13 protein-coding genes are annotated in these 22,759 nt (G+C 68.8%); 9 read left to right on the top strand and 4 right to left on the bottom strand.

Annotation, left to right across the window (positions count from 1 at the left end):
* Window positions 1-32: 32 nt before the first annotated feature.
* Together acnA and ACH4ZA_RS04065 are read left to right on the top strand one after the other, a co-directional pair.
* The gene (acnA, locus tag ACH4ZA_RS04060) at window positions 33-2,750 is read left to right on the top strand and encodes an aconitate hydratase AcnA (RefSeq protein ID WP_319278223.1); all 2,718 of its coding nucleotides are present in this window, start codon (window positions 33-35) and stop codon (window positions 2,748-2,750) included.
* A gap of 634 nt (window positions 2,751-3,384) precedes the next feature.
* Entirely contained in the window at window positions 3,385-4,461 is a 1,077-nt protein-coding gene (locus ACH4ZA_RS04065; protein WP_398427886.1) for a lytic polysaccharide monooxygenase, read from the top strand.
* A gap of 398 nt (window positions 4,462-4,859) precedes the next feature.
* On the opposite strand, the gene ACH4ZA_RS04070 is transcribed toward ACH4ZA_RS04065, so the two are convergent.
* Window positions 4,860-5,852: an acetylxylan esterase gene (locus ACH4ZA_RS04070; protein WP_398427887.1), complete on the bottom strand. Its 993-nt coding sequence runs from the start codon at window positions 5,850-5,852 to the stop codon at window positions 4,860-4,862.
* A gap of 278 nt (window positions 5,853-6,130) precedes the next feature.
* On the opposite strand from ACH4ZA_RS04070, the gene ACH4ZA_RS04075 reads away from it, so the two are divergent.
* From ACH4ZA_RS04075 to ACH4ZA_RS04100, 6 genes are read left to right on the top strand one after another with little or no spacing between them, the layout of a single operon-like run.
* Window positions 6,131-7,126, top strand: a complete 996-nt coding sequence (locus ACH4ZA_RS04075) for an ABC transporter permease (RefSeq protein ID WP_398427889.1) — start codon at window positions 6,131-6,133, stop codon at window positions 7,124-7,126.
* The gene (locus tag ACH4ZA_RS04080; RefSeq protein ID WP_398427891.1) at window positions 7,123-8,037 is read left to right on the top strand and encodes a carbohydrate ABC transporter permease; all 915 of its coding nucleotides are present in this window, start codon (window positions 7,123-7,125) and stop codon (window positions 8,035-8,037) included. Before ACH4ZA_RS04075 ends, ACH4ZA_RS04080 begins: the two co-directional genes overlap by 4 nt.
* 33 nt (window positions 8,038-8,070) lie before the next feature.
* Complete coding sequence (locus ACH4ZA_RS04085) at window positions 8,071-9,726, top strand: extracellular solute-binding protein (protein WP_398427893.1); 1,656 nt, start codon at window positions 8,071-8,073, stop codon at window positions 9,724-9,726.
* Window positions 9,723-11,375, top strand: coding sequence for a xylan 1,4-beta-xylosidase (locus tag ACH4ZA_RS04090; protein ID WP_398427895.1), 1,653 nt, complete (start codon window positions 9,723-9,725; stop codon window positions 11,373-11,375). Before ACH4ZA_RS04085 ends, ACH4ZA_RS04090 begins: the two co-directional genes overlap by 4 nt.
* Window positions 11,372-12,091 (top strand): hypothetical protein, encoded by a 720-nt coding sequence (locus tag ACH4ZA_RS04095; protein ID WP_398427897.1) that lies wholly within the window; start codon window positions 11,372-11,374, stop codon window positions 12,089-12,091. Before ACH4ZA_RS04090 ends, ACH4ZA_RS04095 begins: the two co-directional genes overlap by 4 nt.
* The gene (locus ACH4ZA_RS04100; protein ID WP_398427898.1) at window positions 12,088-14,133 is read left to right on the top strand and encodes a beta-galactosidase; all 2,046 of its coding nucleotides are present in this window, start codon (window positions 12,088-12,090) and stop codon (window positions 14,131-14,133) included. Before ACH4ZA_RS04095 ends, ACH4ZA_RS04100 begins: the two co-directional genes overlap by 4 nt.
* Here the strand turns inward: ACH4ZA_RS04100 and ACH4ZA_RS04105 are convergent.
* The 3 genes from ACH4ZA_RS04105 to ACH4ZA_RS04115 form a co-directional block, all read right to left on the bottom strand.
* Complete coding sequence (locus ACH4ZA_RS04105; RefSeq protein ID WP_398427899.1) at window positions 14,127-16,181, bottom strand: alpha-glucuronidase; 2,055 nt, start codon at window positions 16,179-16,181, stop codon at window positions 14,127-14,129. The genes ACH4ZA_RS04100 and ACH4ZA_RS04105 overlap by 7 nt on opposite strands.
* A gap of 80 nt (window positions 16,182-16,261) precedes the next feature.
* Window positions 16,262-16,786 carry a hypothetical protein gene (locus ACH4ZA_RS04110; protein ID WP_319278207.1) on the bottom strand — a complete coding sequence of 175 codons (525 nt, stop codon included), beginning with the start codon at window positions 16,784-16,786 and terminating at the stop codon, window positions 16,262-16,264.
* Window positions 16,787-16,893: 107 nt separating this feature from the next.
* On the bottom strand, window positions 16,894-20,730 hold the full coding sequence (locus tag ACH4ZA_RS04115; protein WP_398427900.1) for a GH92 family glycosyl hydrolase: 3,837 nt from the start codon (window positions 20,728-20,730) through the stop codon (window positions 16,894-16,896).
* Between the two features lie 594 nt (window positions 20,731-21,324).
* On the opposite strand from ACH4ZA_RS04115, the gene ngcE reads away from it, so the two are divergent.
* Window positions 21,325-22,725: an N-acetylglucosamine/diacetylchitobiose ABC transporter substrate-binding protein gene (ngcE, locus tag ACH4ZA_RS04120; RefSeq protein WP_319278255.1), complete on the top strand. Its 1,401-nt coding sequence runs from the start codon at window positions 21,325-21,327 to the stop codon at window positions 22,723-22,725.
* Window positions 22,726-22,759: the final 34 nt, after the last annotated feature.

Consider the following 22,759-nt stretch of genomic DNA (forward strand, 5'->3'; position numbering starts at 1 on the left):
GTGGTACGCGCACATCAATGAAGGAGACTGTCGTGTCGGCGAACAGCTTCGACGCCCGCAGCACGCTGCAGGTGGGCGACGAGTCGTACGAGATCTTCCGGCTGGACAAGGTGGAAGGCTCGGCTCGCCTTCCGTACAGCCTGAAGGTGCTGCTGGAGAACCTGCTCCGTACCGAGGACGGCGCGAACATCACCGCCGACCACATCCGTGCCCTCGGCAGCTGGGACTCGCAGGCCCAGCCGTCGCAGGAGATCCAGTTCACGCCGGCCCGCGTGATCATGCAGGACTTCACCGGCGTGCCCTGCGTCGTCGACCTCGCCACCATGCGTGAGGCCGTCAAGGAGCTCGGCGGCGACCCGGCGAAGGTCAACCCGCTCTCCCCGGCCGAGCTGGTCATCGACCACTCCGTCATCGCCGACAAGTTCGGCACCAACGACGCGTTCGCCCAGAACGTCGAGCTGGAGTACGGCCGCAACAAGGAGCGCTACCAGTTCCTGCGCTGGGGTCAGACCGCCTTCGACGACTTCAAGGTCGTCCCGCCGGGCACCGGCATCGTCCACCAGGTGAACATCGAGCACCTCGCTCGCACGGTCATGGTCCGCAACGGCCAGGCCTACCCCGACACCCTGGTCGGCACCGACTCGCACACCACCATGGTCAACGGTCTCGGCGTGCTGGGCTGGGGCGTCGGCGGCATCGAGGCCGAGGCCGCGATGCTCGGCCAGCCGGTCTCCATGCTCATCCCGCGCGTCGTCGGCTTCAAGCTCACCGGCGAACTTCCCGCCGGCACCACCGCCACCGACCTCGTCCTCACGATCACCGAGATGCTGCGCAAGCACGGCGTCGTCGGCAAGTTCGTCGAGTTCTACGGTGAGGGCGTCGCCGCCACTTCCCTCGCGAACCGCGCCACCATCGGCAACATGTCGCCGGAGTTCGGCTCCACCGCCGCGATCTTCCCGATCGACGACGAGACCCTGAAGTACCTCAAGCTCACCGGCCGCTCCGAGCAGCAGGTCGCGCTCGTCGAGACGTACGCCAAGGAGCAGGGCCTCTGGCTGGACCCGAAGGCCGAGCCGGACTTCTCCGAGAAGCTCGAGCTGGACCTGTCCACCGTCGTCCCCTCGATCGCCGGCCCGAAGCGCCCGCAGGACCGCATCGTCCTCGCGAACGCCGCCGAGCAGTTCAAGAACGACGTCCGCAACTACGTCGACACCGCCGACGAGGCCGGCAAGGAGTCCTTCCCGGCCTCCGACGCCCCGGCCAACCACCCCAACGGCTCCCCGTCCAACCCGGTCACCGTGACCGCCCCCGACGGCTCGACGTACGAGATCGACCACGGTGCGGTGACGGTCGCGGCCATCACCTCCTGCACCAACACCTCCAACCCGTACGTCATGGTCGCCGCCGCGCTCGTCGCGAAGAAGGCCGTGGAGAAGGGCCTGACCCGCAAGCCGTGGGTCAAGACCACCCTCGCCCCGGGTTCCAAGGTCGTCACCGACTACTTCGACAAGGCGGGCCTCACCCCGTACCTCGACAAGGTCGGCTTCAACCTCGTCGGCTACGGCTGCACCACCTGCATCGGCAACTCCGGCCCGCTGCCGGAGGAGGTCTCCAAGGCCGTCAACGACCATGATCTCGCGGTGACTTCGGTCCTCTCCGGCAACCGGAACTTCGAGGGCCGCATCAACCCCGACGTCAAGATGAACTACCTGGCCTCCCCGCCGCTGGTCGTCGCGTACGCCCTCGCCGGCTCCATGAAGGTGGACATCACCAAGGACGCCCTGGGCATCGACCAGGACGGCAACCCGGTCTTCCTCAAGGACATCTGGCCCTCCGAGGCCGAGGTCAACGACGTCGTGGCGAACGCCATCGGCGAGGACATGTTCAACAAGTCCTACCAGGACGTCTTCGCGGGCGACGCCCAGTGGCAGGCGCTGCCGATCCCGACCGGCAACACCTTCGAGTGGGACTCCGAGTCGACCTACGTCCGCAAGCCCCCGTACTTCGAGGGCATGACGATGGAGACCACCCCGGTCTCCGACATCACCGGCGCGCGCGTGCTGGCCAAGCTGGGCGACTCGGTCACCACCGACCACATCTCCCCGGCCGGCGCCATCAAGGCCGACACCCCGGCCGGCAAGTACCTCACCGAGCACGGTGTGGAGCGTCGTGACTTCAACTCCTACGGCTCGCGCCGAGGCAACCACGAGGTCATGATCCGCGGCACGTTCGCCAACATCCGCCTGCGCAACCAGATCGCGCCGGGGACGGAAGGCGGCTACACCCGCGACTTCACGCAGGACGGCGGTCCGGTGTCGTTCATCTACGACGCCTCCCGCAACTACATCGAGCAGGGCGTCCCGCTGGCCATCCTGGCCGGCAAGGAGTACGGCTCGGGCTCCTCGCGCGACTGGGCCGCAAAGGGCACCGCGCTGCTCGGCGTCAAGGCCGTCATCGCCGAGTCGTACGAGCGCATCCACCGCTCGAACCTCATCGGCATGGGCGTCCTCCCGCTGCAGTACCCGGAGGGCGCCTCCGCCGAGTCCCTCGGTCTGACCGGCGAGGAGACCTTCTCCTTCACCGGCGTCGAGGAGCTCAACAACGGCACCACGCCGCGCACGGTCAAGGTCACCACCGACACGGGCGTCGAGTTCGACGCGGTCGTCCGCATCGACACCCCCGGTGAGGCCGACTACTACCGCAACGGCGGCATCATGCAGTACGTGCTGCGCAGCCTGATCCGCAAGTAAGGAGCACGGCAAGCGGTTCGGAAACTGATCCGCACGTAGCAGGTACGGCAAGCGGTTCGGAAACTGATCCGCACGTAACTGGCACGGCAAGCGGTTGGGTAACCCGATCCGCAAGTAACGGGCACGGCAAGCGGTTCGGAAACGGAAATCGCTGACGAAGCGCGTGCGAAGTGCTGCTGGAGGGCCGCATCCCCGATGACGGGGGTGCGGCCCTCCGTCGTGTCCGGTACCGCTTCCATGGACCGGTTCGTGGGCGGAGCGCAGGATCTCGCGCCCGCTGGGGGCAGAATCCGGACAGGGCTGGCGTCCCCGGTCCGCGATGGTGCCGCTGAAAGTTTCTGCGTAGCCCACGAAATGTTGCGCCCACCGTTTACAAGTGAGCCGTACGGCGCTACCTTCCGCCACAGGTGGAGTGGGAGCGCTCCCATATGTTCGCGTCCGGCGGACCGGAACCTGCCGGACCGGGCCGGGGCGCTCCCGCTTCGCCGAGCCGACATGCCGGGACGGCGCTGCACGCAACCCGCAACGTCCTGGAACCCCTGTCGAACCGCGTCACCCGTCCCCGCATCCGCAGTGCACCCCTGCATGCACGGTCCGTACACGGAAGGCGGACTCATTGAGCATGAAAACTGTCATGATCGCGTCAAGCTCGAACGCGGGCGCAAGGTCGCGCCTGCGCACCAAAGCCCTCCTCTTGGTCCTCCTGGCCCTGCTGGCCACGGTGCCCGCTCTCGGCCTCATCGTGACCGCCGGCGGGGAGGCCCAGGCTCATGGAACCCCCATGAAACCCGGCAGCCGCACTTTCCTGTGCTGGCAGGACGCGCTGACCAACACCGGTGAGATCAAGCCGATCAATCCGGCCTGCAAGAACGCACAACAGGTAAGCGGTACCACACCGTTCTACAACTGGTTCTCGGTGCTGCGTTCCGACGGGGCGGGCCGCACCCGCGGCTTCGTACCGGACGGTCAGCTGTGCAGCGGTGGCAACACCAACTTCACCGGGTTCAACGCGGCCCGCAACGACTGGCCGCTCACCCATCTCACCTCGGGTGCGACCGTCGACTTCTCCTACAACGCCTGGGCGGCGCACCCGGGTTGGTTCCACGTCTACGTCACCAAGAACGGCTTCGACCCCACCCGGACGCTCGGCTGGAACGACATCGAGGACCAGCCCTTCCTCTCCGTCGACCACCCGCCCCTCCACGGCAGTCCCGGCACGGTCGAGGCCAACTACTCCTGGACCGGGAAGCTTCCGGCCAACAAGTCCGGCCGCCACATCATCTACATGGTCTGGCAGCGTTCCGACAGCGCCGAGACCTTCTACTCCTGCTCCGACGTCGTCTTCGACGGCGGGAACGGCGAAGTGACCGGCATCCACGAGCCCGGCAACCCCAGCGAGCCGGTCCCCGGGACCTGTACCGCGTCCCGCAGGACCACCACCACCTGGAGCGGCGGCTACCAGTCGGAGGTGACGGTCACCAACTCGGGTGATGTCCCGATGCTCGGCTGGATGGTGGACTGGACGCTGCCCGGCGGTCAGTCGGTGGTGAGCCTCTGGAGCGGCAACGCGACCTACAACGGCCAGGCGGTGATGGTCCACAACGCGGACTGGAACGGTTCGCTGAGTCCGGGCCAGAGCGCGACGTTCGGATACGTGGTCTCAGGCGCGGGAGGTGACACCGCCACGAGCCTCCCCTGCAGAGTCGGTTGAGCGACAGCAGCTCCGAGCGGACGCTCCGAGCGGAGCCGGTGGGCGCGCGAGCCGTGCCCACCGGCAGGCACCGTGGGCAGGAGGACCGCCCACGGTGCCTGCCGCACAGCTCGACGATGTGGCCGCGGCGCGCCGGACAGGACGTTCCCGGACTGCGGATCCGGTCATGGCCAGGGCTCCCCGGGCGAGCGGGGCCGGCAGGCCGACGGGGGCGTACAGCCTGCCGGCCGCTGTACTCGGGGCTGTGCGAACCGGGTCGCCGGGATGCGCCGGTGACCGAGTCGTCGTACGCGCGACGGCCGATGAAGCTCCCCTGTCCGGTGAGGCCGCCCGTGAACCTGCTTCGGCGGTGCCGCGGCCGGACGGCTTCGGCGGTGCCGCGGTCGTCCGGCGGTCGTTCAGCGGACCAACCAGGCTTCCAGCCAGCCCAGTTGTCGTCTCACCTGTTCGGCCTCACCCCCTTCGTGACCGTTGAACGGGTAGACGTGGATCTCCTTGTGAGGTTGCGCGCCGCCGCTCAGCTCGCCGTACCGGTTGAACGCCGCGTACACCCCGCTCGGCGGGCAGACCGTGTCGCGCAGGCCCGTGCCGAAGTGGGCGGGAGCCTGCGCACGACGCGCGAAGGACACGCCCTCCACATACGAAAGGGTTCGGTAGGCGGTTTCCTCGCTGCCGCGGCGGACGGAGAGGTAAGCGGAGATCTCGCCGTACGGTCCCGCGTCCGTGAGCTCCAGCGACCGCCGGATCCCGCACAGGAACGGAGCCGTGACGAGCACGGCCGTCAGGTCGCCGACCAGGCCCGCGACCGCCAGGGCCAGTCCGCCGCCCTGACTGTTGCCGACGACGGCCGTGCGCGCCGGGTCGACGCCGGGCAGCGACCGTACCGCCGTCACTGCGCGCACCGCGTCCGTGATCAGACGCCGATAGTGGTAGTCGGGCGGGGAGAGAAGGCCGCGGACGGCCGGCCCGGGGCCGCCGGACACGACGGTGTGCGGGTCGGGGGTGTCGCCCCCGCTGCCGTACTGGTCGCCCTGGCCGCGGTTGTCCATCAACAGATGGGCGTAGCCTGCGTTCACCCAGGTCAGCCGTTCATGGGGGAGACCGCGCCCACGCCCGTAACCGATGTACTCGACGACTGCGGGCAACGGTTCCTGAGCGTCCGCCGGGAGGCTGAACCAGGCCCGGATCGGATCGCTCGCGTAACCCCGGAACGTCACATCCCAGGTCCGCGTCAGTCGGAGACCGGTTTCGACAGGTCGTACCGACACCAGGGGGTCCCGCTGCGCGGCTTCCTTCCGGGCCGCAGCCCAGTAGGCGTCGAAGTCGTCGGGCTCGTCGGGTTCGGGGCGATGGCGCTCCAGATCCCGTAGCGGCAGGTCGAACGCAGGCACGAGGGCTCCTCACAGGGCGTGGGCCAACGATTGTTGCGCTGATCGTCCAGAAATTTGCGAAGGACCGTAGCGCTCGGCTCCTCGCACGCTCACTGGTTCTACCCCGTCCCGCAACGGATTCCACGCCGCGGAACTCCCATCAGTCCGCCGCGCAGCACCCATTGACAGCGCTTTCCGTGACCCCGTACGTTGCCGCAGAGTTACCGGTAAGGGCACGAAAGTTTCGAGATCCCGCGTTGAGATCCGAGTGTTTCGAGAACGCCCCGGGAGGCCCGAGCATGAGCACCTCCACCACATCGGCCCCACGCCCCGACACCCAGGACCCGGGCCCCGCTGCGAAGCCCCCGCACCGCGCGGCGCGCGCTGCGGCGCAGCGCGGCTGGCGGAGGGCGTTGCGCCGCGACTGGCAGCTGTACTCGCTGGCCGTCCTGCCTCTGCTGTTCTTCGTGGTCTTCCGCTACGTGCCGATGATCGGCAACGTGATCGCCTTCCGCCGCTTCGAGCCGGGCGGTTCGATCCTCGGGGAGCAGTGGGTGGGGCTGCGGTACGTGCGGATGTTCCTGACCGATCCCACCTTCTGGCAGGTCTTCCGCAACACCCTGTGGCTCGGCGGGCTGACGCTGCTCTTCTGTTTCCCCCTGCCCCTCGTCCTGGCGTTGCTGCTCAACGAGGTACGCCGGCGTTCCCTGCGACGTTTTGTGCAATCGGTTTCGTACCTCCCGCACTTCCTGTCGATCGTGATCGTCGCGGGCATCACCCTGCAGATGCTGGCCACGGACGGTCCGGTCAACCACGCGCTCGGCCTGCTCGGCCACGACCCGGTGCGGTTCATCCAGGAACCGGGCTGGTTCCGTACGGTCTACGTCGGATCGGAGATCTGGCAGACCGCCGGCTGGGGCACGATCCTCTACCTCGCCGCGCTCACCACGATCGACGAGGACCTCTACGAGGCGGCCCGCATCGACGGCGCGAGCCGCTGGCGGCAGATCTGGCACGTCACGCTGCCCGGAATCCGCCCCACCATGATCACCTTGCTCATCCTGAACATCGGCACGTTCATGGCGGTCGGGTTCGAGAAGGTCCTGCTCCTGTACAACCCCCTGACCTATCCGACGGCCGACGTGGTCTCCACCTACCTCTACCGTGCCGGCGTCGAGTCCAACAGCTTCAGTTATGCCGCCGCGATCGGGCTGTTCGAAGCGATCATCGGTCTCGTCCTGATCACGAGCGCGAACCAACTGTCGCGCCGCACGGTGGGGACGAGCCTGTGGTGAGCCTCCTGACGTCCCGCCCTCCGCGTCCGCGCACGTCCGTCAGCCAGCCCACGCGCGGATACCGCGTGTTCCAGGGCGTCAACGGGGTGATTCTCACCCTCGTCGTCCTGGTGACCCTGTATCCCTTCGTCAACATCATCGCCCGGTCCTTCAGCGGTGAAAGGCACATCCGGGCAGGCGAAGTGGCCCTGTGGCCGAAGGGATTCAACCTCACCACGTACAGGATCGTGTTCCAGGACTCGATGTTCTGGCGGAACTACGGGAACACCGTTTTCTACACGGTCGTCTCCACGGTCATCGCCATGGTTCTGACCACGTGCTACGCCTACGTGCTGTCGAAGCGGAACCTGAAGGGGCGCGGGCTGCTGGTCGGCGTCGCGGTGTTCACCATGTTCTTCACCGGCGGGCTGATCCCCAACTATGTTCTCGTCACCAGCCTCGGCCTGAAGAACTCCGTCTGGGCCATCGCCGTGCCGAACGCGATCAGCGTCTTCAACCTGCTGGTGATGAAGGCGTTCTTCGAGAGCCTGCCGACCGAGCTCGAGGAAGCAGCCGAGATCGACGGACTGAGCACGTACGGAATCCTGCTCAGGATCGTGTTACCGCTGTCCAAGGCCGTCGTCGCGACGATGGTCCTCTTCTACTCGGTGTCCTTCTGGAACTCCTGGTTCTCGGCCTACCTCTACATGGACCGCACCGAGCTCATGCCGGTCACCGTCTATCTGCGCAACCTCATCGCGGGGGCCACCACCGGGGGCAACGCCGGTGCCGCAACCGACCAGCTGAGCCAGGTCGGGGCGAACATCCAGGCGGTCACGATCGTGCTGACCTCGCTGCCGATCCTCTGCGTGTACCCGTTCGTCCAGCGCTTCTTCGTCTCGGGCGTGATGCTCGGCGCGGTCAAGGGCTGAGATCCGCACCCCCTACGGAACAAAGGAGCAACCGTGAAGAACGCCGGTCAGTTGTCTCGACGTCAGCTGCTCGCGGCCGCAGGCCTCGTCGGCCTCGCTTCTCTCACCGGCTGCGGGAGCGGCGACGAGGGTGAGGACGGCAAGGACCTGGCCAAGAAACAGAACGGGGCGATGAAGGAGTACCGGGCCGGCGAGCAGTTCAAGGCGTCGAAACCGCTGTCTTTCTCTCTTCTGCACAACAACAACCCCGTCTATCCGATGAAGGACGACTGGCTGTTCTGGAACGAACTGACCAGGGGCACCGGCGTCACCCTGAAGCCGATCGCCGTCCCGTTGAGCGACTACGAGAAGAAGCGCAGTGTCCTCATCGGCGCGGGGGACGCACCGTTCCTGATTCCCAAGACGTACCACCCCTCGGAGGTCGCCTTCGTCTCGTCGGGCGCGATTCTCCCGGTCAGCGAGTACACGCATCTCATGCCCAACTTCCGCGACAAGGTCAGAAAATGGAAGCTGGAGCCGGAACTCGACTCCATCCGGCAGTCCGACGGGAAGTACTACCTCCTGCCGGGCCTGCACGAGAAGGTGAAGTCCGGCTACTCGTTGTCGCTGCGCACCGACGTCCTGGGCAAGCTGGGACTGAGCCTGCCCACCACATGGGACGAGGTGTACGACGTCCTGAAGGCGATCAGGGCCGAGTATCCGGACCGGTACCCCTTCTCCGACCGGTGGAGCACCAACACCCCGTTTCCCGCAGCGGCGCTGTGCAGCTACCTCGGCCAGTCCTTCGGTGTGCGGGCCGGCTGGACCTACGACAACATCAGCTACGACGGCACGAAGGACGCGTTCGTCTTCACCGGCGCGACGGACGGCTACCGCCAGATGGTCGAGTACCTGCGGAAACTCGTTGCCGAAAACCTGATGGACCCGGAGAGCTTCACCCAGACCGACGACGACGCCTTGCAGAAACTGCTCGCTCAGAAGTCCTTCGCGATCAGTGCCAACCCGCAGGAGCTGGTCCAGAGCTACCGCTACAACCTGGAGAAACAGGTCAAGGGAGCGAAGATCGAGATGATCCCGGTTCCGCTCGGCCCGGCCGGACCCGTGCTGCTGGGCGGAGCCCGCCTGGAAAACGGTCTCATGATCTCCACCAAGGCCCTCAAGAGCGACAGCTTCGTCGCGATGATGCAGTTCGTCGACTGGCTGTGGTACTCGGACGAGGGGCAGCGGTTCGCCAAGTGGGGTGTGCAGGGCACCACCTACACCCTGGCCGGCGGGCGGTATCAGCCCAAGCCCGGGATCAGCCTCATGGGCTCGGCCCCGGACGCCCCGAAGGACCTGCAGAAGGACTACGGATTCTTCAACGGCGTATTCACCTACGGCGGGAGCTGGGCACTCGTCTCGTCCTCCTTCAGCCCGGACGAGAAGAAGTTCCAGGACGCGATGTCCCAACGCAGGCAACTGCCCGTCGGGCCGGCTCACCCGCTGCAGTCCGTGGAGCAGGAGCAGGCCTCCCTCTGGGACACGCCGCTGAGGGACCACGTCACCCAGAACACCCTCAAGTTCGCCCTCGGCAAGCGTCCGCTGTCCGAATGGGACGACTACGTGACCGAGCTCAAGGCGAAGAACATGGACCGCCTCGTCGAGCTTCACAACAAGGCGCGCGAGCGGTTCGAGAAGGAGAAGGCGTGATCCGGGTACCCGAGGAGCCCGTGGGCCGGCACACCGGTGCCTGGCGTCACTGTGTCGGCACCGGCCGCATCGAACTCGCCCTGCGCCGCGACTACCAGGACTCCCTCGCCCTGATACAGCGTGACATCGGTTTCCGGTATATCCGAGGCCACGGCCTGCTCAGTGACGGCATGGGCGTGCACCGGCCGTACGAGCACGAGGGCGCGCGCCGCGTGCATCATGCCTTCACCTACGTCGACCAGGTCGTCGACGCCTACCTCGAGGCCGGTCTGCGCCCCTTCGTCGAACTCGGTTTCATGCCGTACGAACTCGCCTCGGGTTCGCAGACGGTCTTCTGGTGGCGCGGCAACGTCACCCCGCCGCGCTCGTACCGCGAGTGGGCGGACCTGGTGCGGGCGGTCGTCGTCCATCTCGTGGACCGATACGGCATCGAGGAGGTCCGCACCTGGCCGATCGAGGTGTGGAACGAGCCCAACCTGCCCGACTTCTGGCAGGACGCGGATGAAAAGGCGTATCACCGTCTCTATGAGGTGACCGCGCACACCGTGAAGGACGTGGACGCCGGCCTCCAGGTGGGCGGTCCGGCGATCTCTCCGGGCGCCGACGACTGGCTGGAACGGTTCGCGGACTTCGTGGAACAGCGCGAGGCCCCTGTCGACTTCGTCTCGAAGCACGCCTACACCTCAGGGCCCTCGCAGCACGTCCCGTTCGGCGTTCACCAGACGCTGGCTCCGGCGTCCGAGCTGCTCGACCAGTTCGCCACACCGCGTGAACGCCTCGAAGGCACCCGGTTGGCCGGCCTGCCGGTGCACATCACCGAGTTCAACTCCTCCTACCGCCCGGACAACCTGATCCACGACACCGCTTTCCACGCCGCCTACCTGGCACCGGTCCTCGCGCACGGCGGTGACCTCGCGGACTCCTTCTCGTACTGGACGTTCAGCGACATGTTCGAGGAGGCCGGCGTCCCCACCGGCCTGTTCCACGGCGGCTTCGGGCTGCTGACCCACCGGCAGGTCAGGAAGCCCACGTACCACCTGTACGCGTTCATGGCCCGGACCGGTCCCGAACTGCTCGCCCGCGGCGACGACCACCTGGTCACCCGGCACCCCGACGGCAGGGTCGCGGTCCTGGCATGGGCGCCCGTCGACCCGACCGGCGAGACCGCGGGCCCCGACCGCCACGAGCTGCGTCTCTCCCTCCCCTTCACGACCCGAAATTCCTCCGGGGCGCCAGAGGCCGTCGGGACCGGCGAAGCCGACGCCGCCCGCCAGGCCCTGGAAACCCGGAGGAACGGTGTGCGAAAGCCCCTCGGCGCCGACGCCGACGCCGACGTGGGCCATGTGACCGGAGACGTCCAGGAAGTCTTCGTCCGCCGTTCCAGCGTCGACGAAGAACACGGAAACGCTTACACAACCTGGCGGCACCTGGGCAGCCCGCGCTCACCGAGGCTCGCGCAGCTGGACGTCCTGCACCAGGCGTCCGAACCCGGCCGCAGCCACCGCAGGCTGCCCGTGCGTCAGGGCAGGGCCGAGCTGGACCTCGTCCTGGCCCGCCACGAGATCACCCTCGTCGAACTCACGCCCGTCGTGGACGAGACGCCGCCCTGGTGGGACGAACGCCGCCTGCTCGGCCGGACGGCTCCATGACCCCCACGAGCCCCATGACCCCCAAGAGCCCCAGCGGCACGGTGCGCGCCGCAGGCTTCGGCACCGGTCCTCTCTCCCGGGCCGCCGCCCTGCTGCACACCCTCCTCGTCGTCGAGGCCCTGTTCCTCGCGGCGGCCGCCCCAGGGTTCGCCGGCCTGCTGCTCCTGGGCCCCGATCCGGCCAACCTCCCACTCGCCGCGGTCTGCCTGCTGCCCCTCGGCCCGGCCGGCTCGGCGGCGCTCTACGCCCTGCACCACCGCAGCAGTGACCTCACCGATCTCCACCCGGCCCGCGCCTACCTGCGGGGGTGGCGTCTCAACGCGCTGCCGGCGCTGCGGATCGAGGCGCCCCTGCTGGCCTGGCTGACGGTGATCGTCTTCACGCTCACGCATTTCACCGCCTCCGGACTGCCCGGCTGGTGGGCGGTACTGCTCGGGGCCGTCGGCGTGGCCTCGCTCCTGTGGGGGGCCCACGCGCTCGTCCTCACCTCGTTGTTCACGTTCCGCGCCCGCGACACCGCCCGCCTCGCCGCGTACTTCCTGCTGCGCCGGGGGAGCGCCACCGCAGCCGCGGCCTCCCTGTTCGTCCTGACGGGCTGCCTGACCGCGCTGTTCACGGAGGCCCTGCCCGCCCTGCTGGCCGCCCCGCTGCTGCTCTCCCTGCTGCGCTCCAGCCGCCCGGTGATCGTCGAGACCCAGGAGGACTTCACCGCATGACCGCGCCCCGCACCGGAGACGACGGCCGACTCCCGCACACCGGCAGAATCCCGTACGGCGGGGACTACAACCCCGAGCAGTGGCCCGACGAGATCCACGACGAGGACCACCGCCTGTTCACGCTGGCCGGCGTCGACACCCTCACCGTCGGGGTCTTCAGCTGGTCCCTCACGCAAACCGCCGAAAACGATTACGACTTCACGATCCTGGACCGTGTCCTCGACCGCGTCGCCGCCGAGGGACGCCAGGTCTGCCTGGCCACCGGCACGGCCGCGCTCCCGCCCTGGCTTGCGAAGAAGTATCCGGAGGTCAACCGAACCGACTTCGAAGGCCGCCGGCACCGCTACGGCCAGCGGCACAACTTCTGCCCCAGCTCGGCCGAGTACCGGAGGCTGTCCACGGCCCTGGCCGGCCGCCTCGCCGAACGGTACGCCGCACATCCGGCCCTGCTCGCCTGGCACATCAACAACGAGTACGGAGGCGCTTGTTACTGCGAGCGCTGCGGTGACGCGTTCCGCGTCTGGCTGCGCGCCCGGCACGGCACGCTCGACGCCCTCAACGACGCCTGGTGGACCGCTTTCTGGTCCCACCGTTTCACCGACTGGGACGAGATCGAGCCCCCCAGCGCACTCACCGAGCACTGGCGCGGCCCCGACCACACTGCCTTCCAGGGCATCACCCTCGACTACCGGCGCTTCATGACCGACGCCCTGCTCGGCTGCTTCACCGCGGAGAAGGAGGCCATCCGCGCCCACGACCCGGACACACCGGTGACCACCAACCTCATGGGCGCCTACCAGCCCCTCGACTACCACCGCTGGGCGCCCCAGCTGGACTTCGCCTCCTGGGACAACTACCCGCCCCTGGACGCCCCGCCCACCCGTCCCGCACTGGGCCACGACCTGATGCGCGGTCTCAAGGGCGGCGCGCCCTTCTGGCTGATGGAGCAGACCCCGTCGACCACGGCCTGCCGCGACGTCAACCCCCTGCGCCGCCCCGGCGAACTCCGCCTCGCCACCTGGCAGGCCATCGCCCACGGCGCGGACGCCGCCCTCTATTTCCAGATGCGCGCCCCACGCGGAGCGTGCGAGAAGTACCACGGCGCGGTCATCGGCCACGCGGGCCGCGACGACACCCGGGTGTTCCGCGAGGTGGCCTCACTCGGCGAGGAGCTGCGCGCACTGGGCCCGCTCACCCTGGGCGGCCGGACCCCCGCCCGCACCGCCCTGCTGTTCGACTGGGCCAGCTGGTGGGCCCTGGAGATCTCCGACGGACCCTCCCGCCTCGTCCGCTACACGGACGTCGTACACGCTTACTACCGGGCGGCGCGCGAGGCCGGCGTCGACGTGGACGTCGTGGCCGTGACCGCGGACCTCACGCCGTACGACGTGGTCCTCGCCCCGGTGCTGCACCTCGTCGGGGCGGATCTCGCATCCCGCCTCGAGGAGGTGGCGCGCCGCGGCGGAACCGTGCTCGCCACCTTCCTCACCGCCCGCTCCGACGCGCACGACCGGGCCTTCCTCACCGACGTCCCCGGGCCGCTGGCCCCGCTCCTGGGCATCCGCGTCGACGAGTGGGACGCACGGCCCGCGGACGTCGAGAACCCGGTGCGGTTCACCAGGTTCACCGCACGGGCCCGCCTGGTCTTCGAGATCGTCCGGCTGCGCGGAGCCGAAGCGGTGGCCCGCTACGAGAGCGACTTCTACGCAGGGGCCCCGGCCGTGACCCGCAACGGTCACGGCGCCGGTCAGGCCTGGTACGTGGCGACCGCCCTCGACCAGCCGGGCGTCGACCACGTCGTCCGCAGCGTCCTCGCCCGCCACGATCTGATCGGCCCCCACGCAGCCCACCGCGACGTGGAGAGCGCCACCCGGATCACCCCGGACGGCACGCGCCTCCTCTTCCTGCTCAATCACGGCGCCGAGCACGCCCGTCTCACCGCTCACGCCGCAGCCACCGACGTCCTCACCGGCAAGCGGCACGACCGGGGCGGAACGCTGGTGCTGGACCCGCGGGGCGTGGCCGTTCTTCGGCTTCAGTAGATCGTGCGACCCCGTTCGTCGGGGACCCCGGACTTCCGCAGGAAGTAACTGTTCACCTGGTCGCGCCACTCGCGCGCGCAGCGCACCTGCTCCTCGTACCGTTCGGCCACCCGCGCATGGCGCCCCGGCTCGACCAGGTCCGCGAGGCCCGCCCACACCCGGCGGGCCTCTTCGGCCTCCTCCACACCCTCGAAATGGGTGTCGTAGATGTGTTGCACAACCGTCTTCCCGCTTTTCAGCACATGCCCGTACGGCACGTGATGGAAGAACAGCAGCAGCTCGTCCGGACAGGAGTCGGGGGACTCGTACAGCCCGGCCCACGGCTCGGCGTACTGCGCCGCGTACCCGGTGCCGGTGGCGGCGCTCCGGTCGACGCCGATCCCGTCCCGGTCCGCGAAGTGGTACGTCCCCCAGGGGCTGTACTCGTACCCGTCGACGCCGGGCCCGTAGTGGTGCCCCGGCTGCACCATGAAGCCCACGCCCAGCGGCGCGGTGTACTTCTCGTACGTTCGCCACGAGCCGTGCAGCACCGTGCGCAGCCCGTCCACCAGGCGCTCGGCGGCCGCCGGGAAGGTCAGCGCGATCCATTCGTCCAGGACCCGGCGGGGGTCGGCGTCCGGTTGCCAGGCCAGCCGGCCGAAGGTGTAGAGGTTGGCCTGCGCCAGCGGATGCCCGGTCCAGAACCGGTCGTCCCCCGCGTTGGACACGGCGACCATGCCACCCCGCGTCAACTCGCCGACGGAGAAGCCGTGTTCGCCCTCGGGCCGGAACCGCAGCACCTCGCTCCACATCGGTCCGAGCCAGCACACATGCCGCTGCTGCCCGGTGTACTCCTGCGTGGCCTGCACCTCCACGGCGACCCGGGTGCGGGGCAGCGCGCCCAGCACCGGCGAGACCGGCTCGCGCACCTGGAAGTCCATAGGCCCGTGCTTCACCTGCAGCACGGCGTTGTCCGCGAACTGCCCGTCCAGCGGGGCGAAGTGGTCATGGGCGGCACGCGCCCGGTCCGAGGAACGGTCCCGCCAGTCCTGCCGGTGGTCGTACACGAACGCCCGCCAGTGGACGGTGCCGCCGTGCGGCGCGAGCGCCGCGGCCAGCATGTTCGCGCCGTCCGCGTGGGATCGGCCGTAGGTGAACGGACCCGGCTGCCCCTCGGAGTCCGCCTTCACCACGAACCCCCCGAAGTCCGGGACGACTGCGTACACCCCGCGCGCCGCCTCCGCCCACCACTCGCACACCGCCTCGTCCAGCGGATCGGCGCTGGGCAGCCCCCCGAGCAGGACCGGTGAGGCGAAGTTCACCGACAGATGCGTGCGGACGCCGTAGGACCGCAACGCGTCGGCGATGCGGGCCACTTCGCCGACGCGGTCGGTGAGCAGGTGCGCCTCGGCCTCGTGCACGTTGACGTTGTTGACCGAGACGGCGTTGACGCCGCAGGCGGCGAGCAGCCTCCCGTACGCCCGGACGCGGTCCGTGTCCGCACGGGCCCGCCCGTCCTGCCAGAACAGCGAGCCGCCCGCGTACCCGCGCTCCACCTGGCCCATGACCGGGTGCACGGCGACGTTGTCCCAGTGGTCCAGCATCCGCAGGTCCGTCGCGGGGCGATGCGCCTCGGACGGGCGCTCACCCCGGAAGGCGTCCTCACCGAGCCGCACGAGGTGGAACAGCCCGTACAGCAGGCCCCGTTGACCGCACGCCGTGACCCTGGTCGTACCGTCTGCCCGCTCGTGGACGAATCCCTCCTCGCCCAGGCCGTCGAGGAGAGCGCGGTCCGTGCGCCCGCCGGCGCCCCCGTCGTCGTGGAGCACACGCAGCACGAGATCGTACGAGCCGTCCGGGCCGCCCGGAACATCGGGCGCGCCCCCCATGCCGCGCACGACCGTCCCGCCGTGGAGGGCGCACCCCCGGGCCACCTCGCCGTGGACCGTCTCCACCAGCGGCCCCGAGCCGTCCACCAGCGTGCGACGGGCACCCAACGGGCGCCACACCTCCCACGGCAGCCAGGCGGGGTCGACCTCCGCCGGCAGCACGGGCACGGTGATCGGCATGGTTCCTCCGTTCTGCGCGGGCACGCCCGGGATCTGCCCCGATACGGCTCGAACGCGCTTTCAGGACCCCGGAATGGGCTCTAGGCGACGGCTGCTCCGGAGCCGCGGGCGGCTCCGATGAGGTCCGTGAGTCCGGCGTCGTCGTACACCGAAATGTCGACGTAAGCGCCTTCGGGCAGATCGAAGTCCTCCACCTCGTAGTCGAGCACCGCGGAGGTCCCGGGCGGGCTGAACGTGCCCAGGGTGTGCGTCGTGCCGCCGAAGGTGTAGCTGACGCGCACGTAGTACGTGTCACCGTCGTTGGCGGTGTCGTACACCCACAGCTTCTCGTCGTTCGGGTGGAACTCCACCTTGCCGACGAACGCTCCGGAGTCGGTCAGCTCCATCTTCACCGCGTAGCCGCCCGCGTCGTTCGCGAAGTACGTGTTGTCGAACGGGTCCGTGAGGTTGCCGCCGCTGCAGGGGCAGGCGTCGGTGTCGTAGTAGTACGCGCGGAACGTCGGGTTCGGGCTGTAGGCCTGCGCCGGAGCCGCTGTCGCGAACAGGGCCCCCGCCCCCAGCACCGCGCCCGCCAGCAGTCCCGTGCACCGCTTGACGAAGTCCATCGTCGCCTGCCCCTCCATGAAGGACCGCCCGCTGCCCGGGGCGGCCCGTCCACCGTGGGGCACGGGTGACGGCCCGGCACGGTGGGCGATCGCTGTCCGTCACCACATCATGACAGCAACTCCACCTCGGACAAGCGCACTTGACCCACTGCGCCGCTCCTTTTGCTCGGCTCCCGCCCGCCGCCTGCATCGTCCAGGACCAGCCGGTAGGACGTGTACGTCCCCGGGCGGGCGACGGTGAACGGGCGGGTCTGGCGGTCCCAGCGGAAGGACTCCGCCGACCGTCGGTCCAGATCGGTCCACGTCACTGCGTCATTGGAACCCTGAAGGCTCCAACTCCGCGGAGCCGAGGCGTGGTCGGCGGACGTCAGCGTGTACTGCACCGCCCTGGCGCCGGAGGGGACCGGCAGTGCGAGCGCGCCCCTGACCGATTCCTGTGTCGCCGAGGTGTCGTCGAACAGGGCGCCGTCGCCCTTCAGCACGTCCGTGCGCGGCGCCGGCGCGCTGTCGTCCCGGGTGATCGAGACGGGACCCGCGTTCCCGCCCGATCCCCATGCCGAGGGCCGCGGCCCCATCGCGAACTCCAGGACCCCGCCCCCGGCGAGCAGCGCGTGGGGGAGCGATGTCGACGCCCAGCGGCGTCCGTCGACCTTCAGGCCCTGCACGTAGACGTTCCTCGCGCTGTTCCCGGGCGCCCTGACCACCAGGTCCCTGCCGTTCTCCAGGTGCACGGTCGCCTTCGTGAACAGGGGGGAGCCGACGGCGTACTCGCCGCTGCCCATCACCAGCGGATAGAAGCCGAGCGCGGAGAACAGGTACCAGGCCGACTGCTCGCCGTTGTCCTCGTCGCCGTGGTACCCCTGCCCGATCGAACTGCCGGTGTAGAGCCGCGCGAGTACCTCGCGGGCCTTCGCCTGGGCCTTCCAGGGCTGCCCCGCCGCGTCGTACATGTAGATCGCGTGATGGGCGACCTGGTTGGAGTGCCCGTACATGCCCATCCGCACGTCCCGTGCCTCCGTCATCTCGTGGATGACTCCGCCGTACGATCCCGCAAACTCGGGGGAAGCGGTTTCCGGGGTGGCGAAGTAGGCGTCGAGCTTCTTCGCCAGACCGCCGCGGCCGCCGTACAGGTTCGCCAGGCCCCGGCTGTCCTGCGGGACGCTGAAGGCGTAGCCCCAGCCGTTGGTCTCGGTGTAGTCGTAGCCCCAGATGCGCGGGTCGTAGCTCTCAGGCGCCACCCGCCAGGCGCCCCTGTCGTCCTTGCCCTGGAAGAAGCCGGCCCTCGGGTCGAAGAGGTGGACATAGCCCTGTGCGCGGTTGAGGAAGTACGCGGACTCCTCCCGGTAGCGGCGCTCTCCGGTCCGCCGGTGCAGGGCCTGGGCCATACGGGCGATGCCGTAGTCGTTGAGGAAGCCCTCGAGCGCCCATGACAGTCCCTCGTGGGTGGCCGTGCTCGTGTACCCGAGGAAGGGGGAGGTCGCCATGCCCTTGCGGCCCACCCCGGAGGCCGGCGGCACGACCGTCGCGTTCTTGACGGCCGCCTCGTACGCGGCCCTCGCGTCGAACCCGACGCCCTTGACGAACGCGTCCGCGAAGGCCACGTCCGACGACGTGCCGGTCATCAGGTCGGCGTACCCGGGGGAGGACCAGCGGGAGGTCCAGCCGCCGTCCTTGTACTGCTGCACGAAGCCGTCGGTCAGCACGCCCGCCCGAGTGGGGGTGAGGAGCGCGTAGGCGGGCCAGCTGGTTCGGTAGGTGTCCCAGAAACCGTTGTTGACGTACACCTTGCCGTCCACGATCTTCGCGCCGGTGTGGGTCGGTGTGTCCGGCCCCGGCCTCGGCGAGAAGGGGGACGCGTACCGGTACGCCGGGCCGACCCTCTCGAAACCGGAGTTGGGATACAGAAACAGCCGGTAGAGGCTGGAGTAGAGCGTGGTCAGCTGGTCCTGACTCGCGCCCTCCACCTCGACAGTGCCGAGCAGCCTGTCCCACTGCTGCCGGGCGCGCGCTTTCACCGTCTCGAAAGCGGTGTCCTCCGGGATTTCCCGGCGGAGGTTGTCACGGGCCTGGTCGATGCTGATCAGGGAGGTCGCCAGCCGCAGGGTGACGGTGCGGTCGGCACCCGCGTCGAAGCGCAGGTAACCCTTTACTCCGCTGGACGCCGCCTTCGTCACGGGCGCGTCGAAGGCGCCGTACACGAAGAGCCGGGTCGCGCCGGCCGACACTCCCGACCTGACGTCGGACCAGCCGGTCACGACACCGGCTTCTGCGTCGAGGGTCAGACCCGCCTGGTCCGTGACGTTGTCGAAGACGACGCTCGCGTCCGGTCCGGGATAGGTGAACCGCAGCGCTGCCGCATGATCGGTGGGGGCCATCTCGGCCGTGAGACCGTTTTGGAAACGCACTCCGTAGAAGTACGGGCGGGCCGTTTCGTCGGAGTGGCGGAACGCCAGGGCGCGGGCGGTGCGGCCGGTGTCGGGGACCCCGGCCGCGGCGGACGGCATCACCTGGAACGTCTGACGGTCGCCCATCCACGGACTCGGCTCGTGGCTCGCGCTGAACGCCTGGATGGTCGGCAGGTTGTCCGCGTTGGCGGCCCGTGCGTAGTCGTACAGCCAGCCCAGTGAGGACGCGTTCGTCACAGGCGTCCAGAAGTTGAAGCCATGCGGGACAGCCGTTGCGGGAAACGTGTTTCCGCGCGAGAAGCCGCTGCTGGAGTTCGTGCCGCGGGTGGTCACCGCGTAGTCCGAAAGATGTGCTTTCCTTGTTTCCGGCGCGACGGTGCGCAGCGCGATGTCGTCCACCCAGCCCCGGAACCGCGCCGGTCCGCCCGCGGAGTCGTAGGCGACGAGAATCCGGTCGACCGTCCTGCCCGCCGCCACCGCCCCGATCCCGGACATCACGTCGTTCCACTGGTTGACGTACAGGATCTTCGCCGCGCCCTGGCCGTGAGGCGACAGCGGGAAGCCGTGCTGGTCGCTCGCCCCGAGATCGCTCAGATACGTTCCGTCGGTGAAGGCCAGGTCCACGGAGACGTTCGTGGCGGCGTAGTCGCGGTCGCCGTCCGCCATGGACGGGAAGATCCGGTACGAGAGCCGGGTACGCGCGCCGACCCGTACGTTCACGTCGAAGATCTTGTTGTACGAGTAGGCCCGCCCCGACACGGTGTGCCGGCCCGCGTAGCGCAGAGCCCGCCGCCCGGTGAATCCGGCGCCGGCCTTCGCGGTGGGCGAACCGCCGGGACCGCGGTCGACGACCGTGAGCATGTCCGGCGGCACGGGCCCGTCACCGCCGCCCGTGCCGAACCGGACGTCGGCGAGCTGCAGGATCGCCGCGCCGTGGTTCCTGGTGAGGTCCAGCCGGAAATGCCGGTACGCGGCCGGGGCGGTGAGACGGAAGGCGCGGGTCTGCAACCGTTGTGAGAACGCTTCCCCGGTGCGTCTGTCGAGGGGCGTCCAGTCGGCGCCGTCCACGGAGCCGGAGAGGGTCCAGTCGGCCGGGTCGCGTTCGGCTGCGTCGTTCGCCGAGGTGAGGGCGTAGGCGTTGACGGACGCGGGTTCGCCGAGGTCGAACTCGACCCATCCGGTGGTGGCGAAGGCCAGCCACTTGGTGCTCGCCTCGCCGTCGGCGAGGTTCTCCTTCACTTCGCCGCCGGCGGTGTTCTCGGCGCTCGCCCGGACGTCCGTCACCCGGTCGGTCACGTCGCCGGGGAGCCCGCCACCGTATCCGCCGTCCACCCCCGAGGCGCGGCGGCTGCCGCCGGGCGTGGTGTCGACGGTGCTCCGCCAGTCGGGGGCTGCCTCCCCCGTCTCGAAGGACGAGGCGAACTCCCGGCCGGGGAGCGGGACGGGAGGCGGCAGCGCCGTGGCCGTTCCCGGTGCGCCGACCGCCATGACCACCGCGACCGTGACCACGGCCGTCCGCAACCGCCTCAACCGCTGCATGCGTGAGCACCCTCCCGCCTGCGGACAACGCCCCGGACAACGTTGTCCTCCTGCCGCGCTGGAGTCAGTAGGGGGCCAAGTGGACAGCGATGTCAAGGGCGTTGATTGCGTCGAACGGGGTTCATATCGTGCAGTTCTCCGGAAAGGCGTCCATCCGTCTTTCATATTTCCGTGAGGTCTCAACTCGGAAAAGACCCATGGCCGACCCTGCATTCGATCTTGCCTTGCCGGTAAGGAATGGACTATACCTGTCGGCACTTCACTGTCGATCCGGCGATCCGGCGATCCGTCGGTACGCCGAATCCGCGCAAACTGCCGAATCCGTGACGGCCGTCGAATCTTTCGAGACCTGTGCGCGCCACGCGATGTCCGCACGACCCTGCTTGACCTGATCGCGGTGCCGGGAAGGATCCGGTTCACCGCCTGAGTCCTGGAGAAGGCGAGGACTTGAGCATGGGATCCCCCTCCGAGAATCACGGCTTTGAGACCAACGGCTCCGAGACCAACGGCTCCGAGACCGACCGCTCCGAGACCGACGGATTCAAGACAAGCGGTTACGGGAACAACGGCGCCGCGGGCGTCGGCCGCCGGGAGATGTTGCGGAGATCGGCGGCGCTCGGCCTGATCTCCGTTCCTGCCATCGGTTTTCTGTCCGCCTGCGCCAGCAGCGGCGGCGGGGGCGGTGAGGACAAGGCCAAGGCGGGAAAGAAGACCGGAAAGAATCCTCTTGCGGTCAACGAGACGGCTCAGATGGAATTCGTCGTGTTCGACGGCGGTTTCGGCAAGGAGTACGCCGAGGACGCGGTGAGGATCTACGAGAAGAACCTCCCCCGGGTGAAGGTGAAGTTCTCGGCCACCCAGAAGATCCAGTCCACGCTCCAGCCCCGGTTCAACCAGGGCGCCCCGCCGGACCTGATCGACAACTCCGGCGCCGAGCAGATGGACATGGGCGTCCTGGTCGGCAAGAACCAGCTCGCCGACCTCACCCCCCTGCTGGACGCTCCGTCGTACGACGATCCGGGCAAGAAGGTGCGCGACACCCTGCGTCCCGGAATCGTCGAGATGGGCCAGTTCGACGGCGACCCGGTCTGGATCATGTACTACGCCTACACGGTCTACGGCGTCTGGTACTCGCAGAAGGCCCTGGACTCGCTCGACGCCGCGTACCCGCAGACCTGGGACGAGATGCTCGCGGTCTGCGGGAAGGCGAAGAAGAAGGGCATTGCGGGCTGGACGTACGCGGGTAAATACCCCTATTACCTACCCTTCTCGCTGTACGCGATGATCGGCAAGGTGGGCGGTCGCGAGGTCCTCGACGCCATCGACGACCTGGAGCCGAACGCCTGGAAGCACCCTGCCGTGAAAGCCTGTTTCGACGCCTATTACGAGCTCTACCGCAAGGGTTACGTCCTCAGGGGCACCCCGGGGCTGGACCACATCCAGTCGCAGACCGCCTGGGCCAAGGGCAAGGCCCTGTTCATCCCGAACGGTTCCTGGGTGGAGAACGAGTCGGCGGACGTCATCCCCGCCGACTTCGACCTCGCGGTCTCCGCGCCCACCGGCGTCGACTCCTCCGACAAGATGCCCTTCGGCACCATCTGGGCCTCAGGGGGCGAGCCGTTCGTCGTCCCGGCGAAGGCGAGGAACGTGCCGGGCGGCATGGAGCAGTTGCGCATCATGCTCAGCGAGGGGTCCTCGAAGAACTTCACCTCCAAGGTCAAGTCGCTGACCGCCTACAACGGCGGCACCGACGGCATCAACCTCACCCCCGGTCTGAGGTCGGGTGTTGCCGCCCTCGAGAAGGCGGGCGGCAACGTGGTGAATCCACGGCTGCAGGACTGGTACGTCCAGTTGCAGAAGGAGAAGATCGGGGTGTCCGGACTCGGCGAGATGATGGCCGGCCGGCTGACTCCGGCCGAGGCGATCAAGAAAATCCAGGGATACGCCGACGCGGCGGCCAAGGACACGTCGATCAAGCACTACAAGCACCAGTGACGGCGAGAATCACGGGGAAGCGTCCATGAAAGCA

The organism is Streptomyces sp. NPDC020597 (assembly GCF_044335095.1).
Lineage (GTDB): Bacteria > Actinomycetota > Actinomycetes > Streptomycetales > Streptomycetaceae > Streptomyces.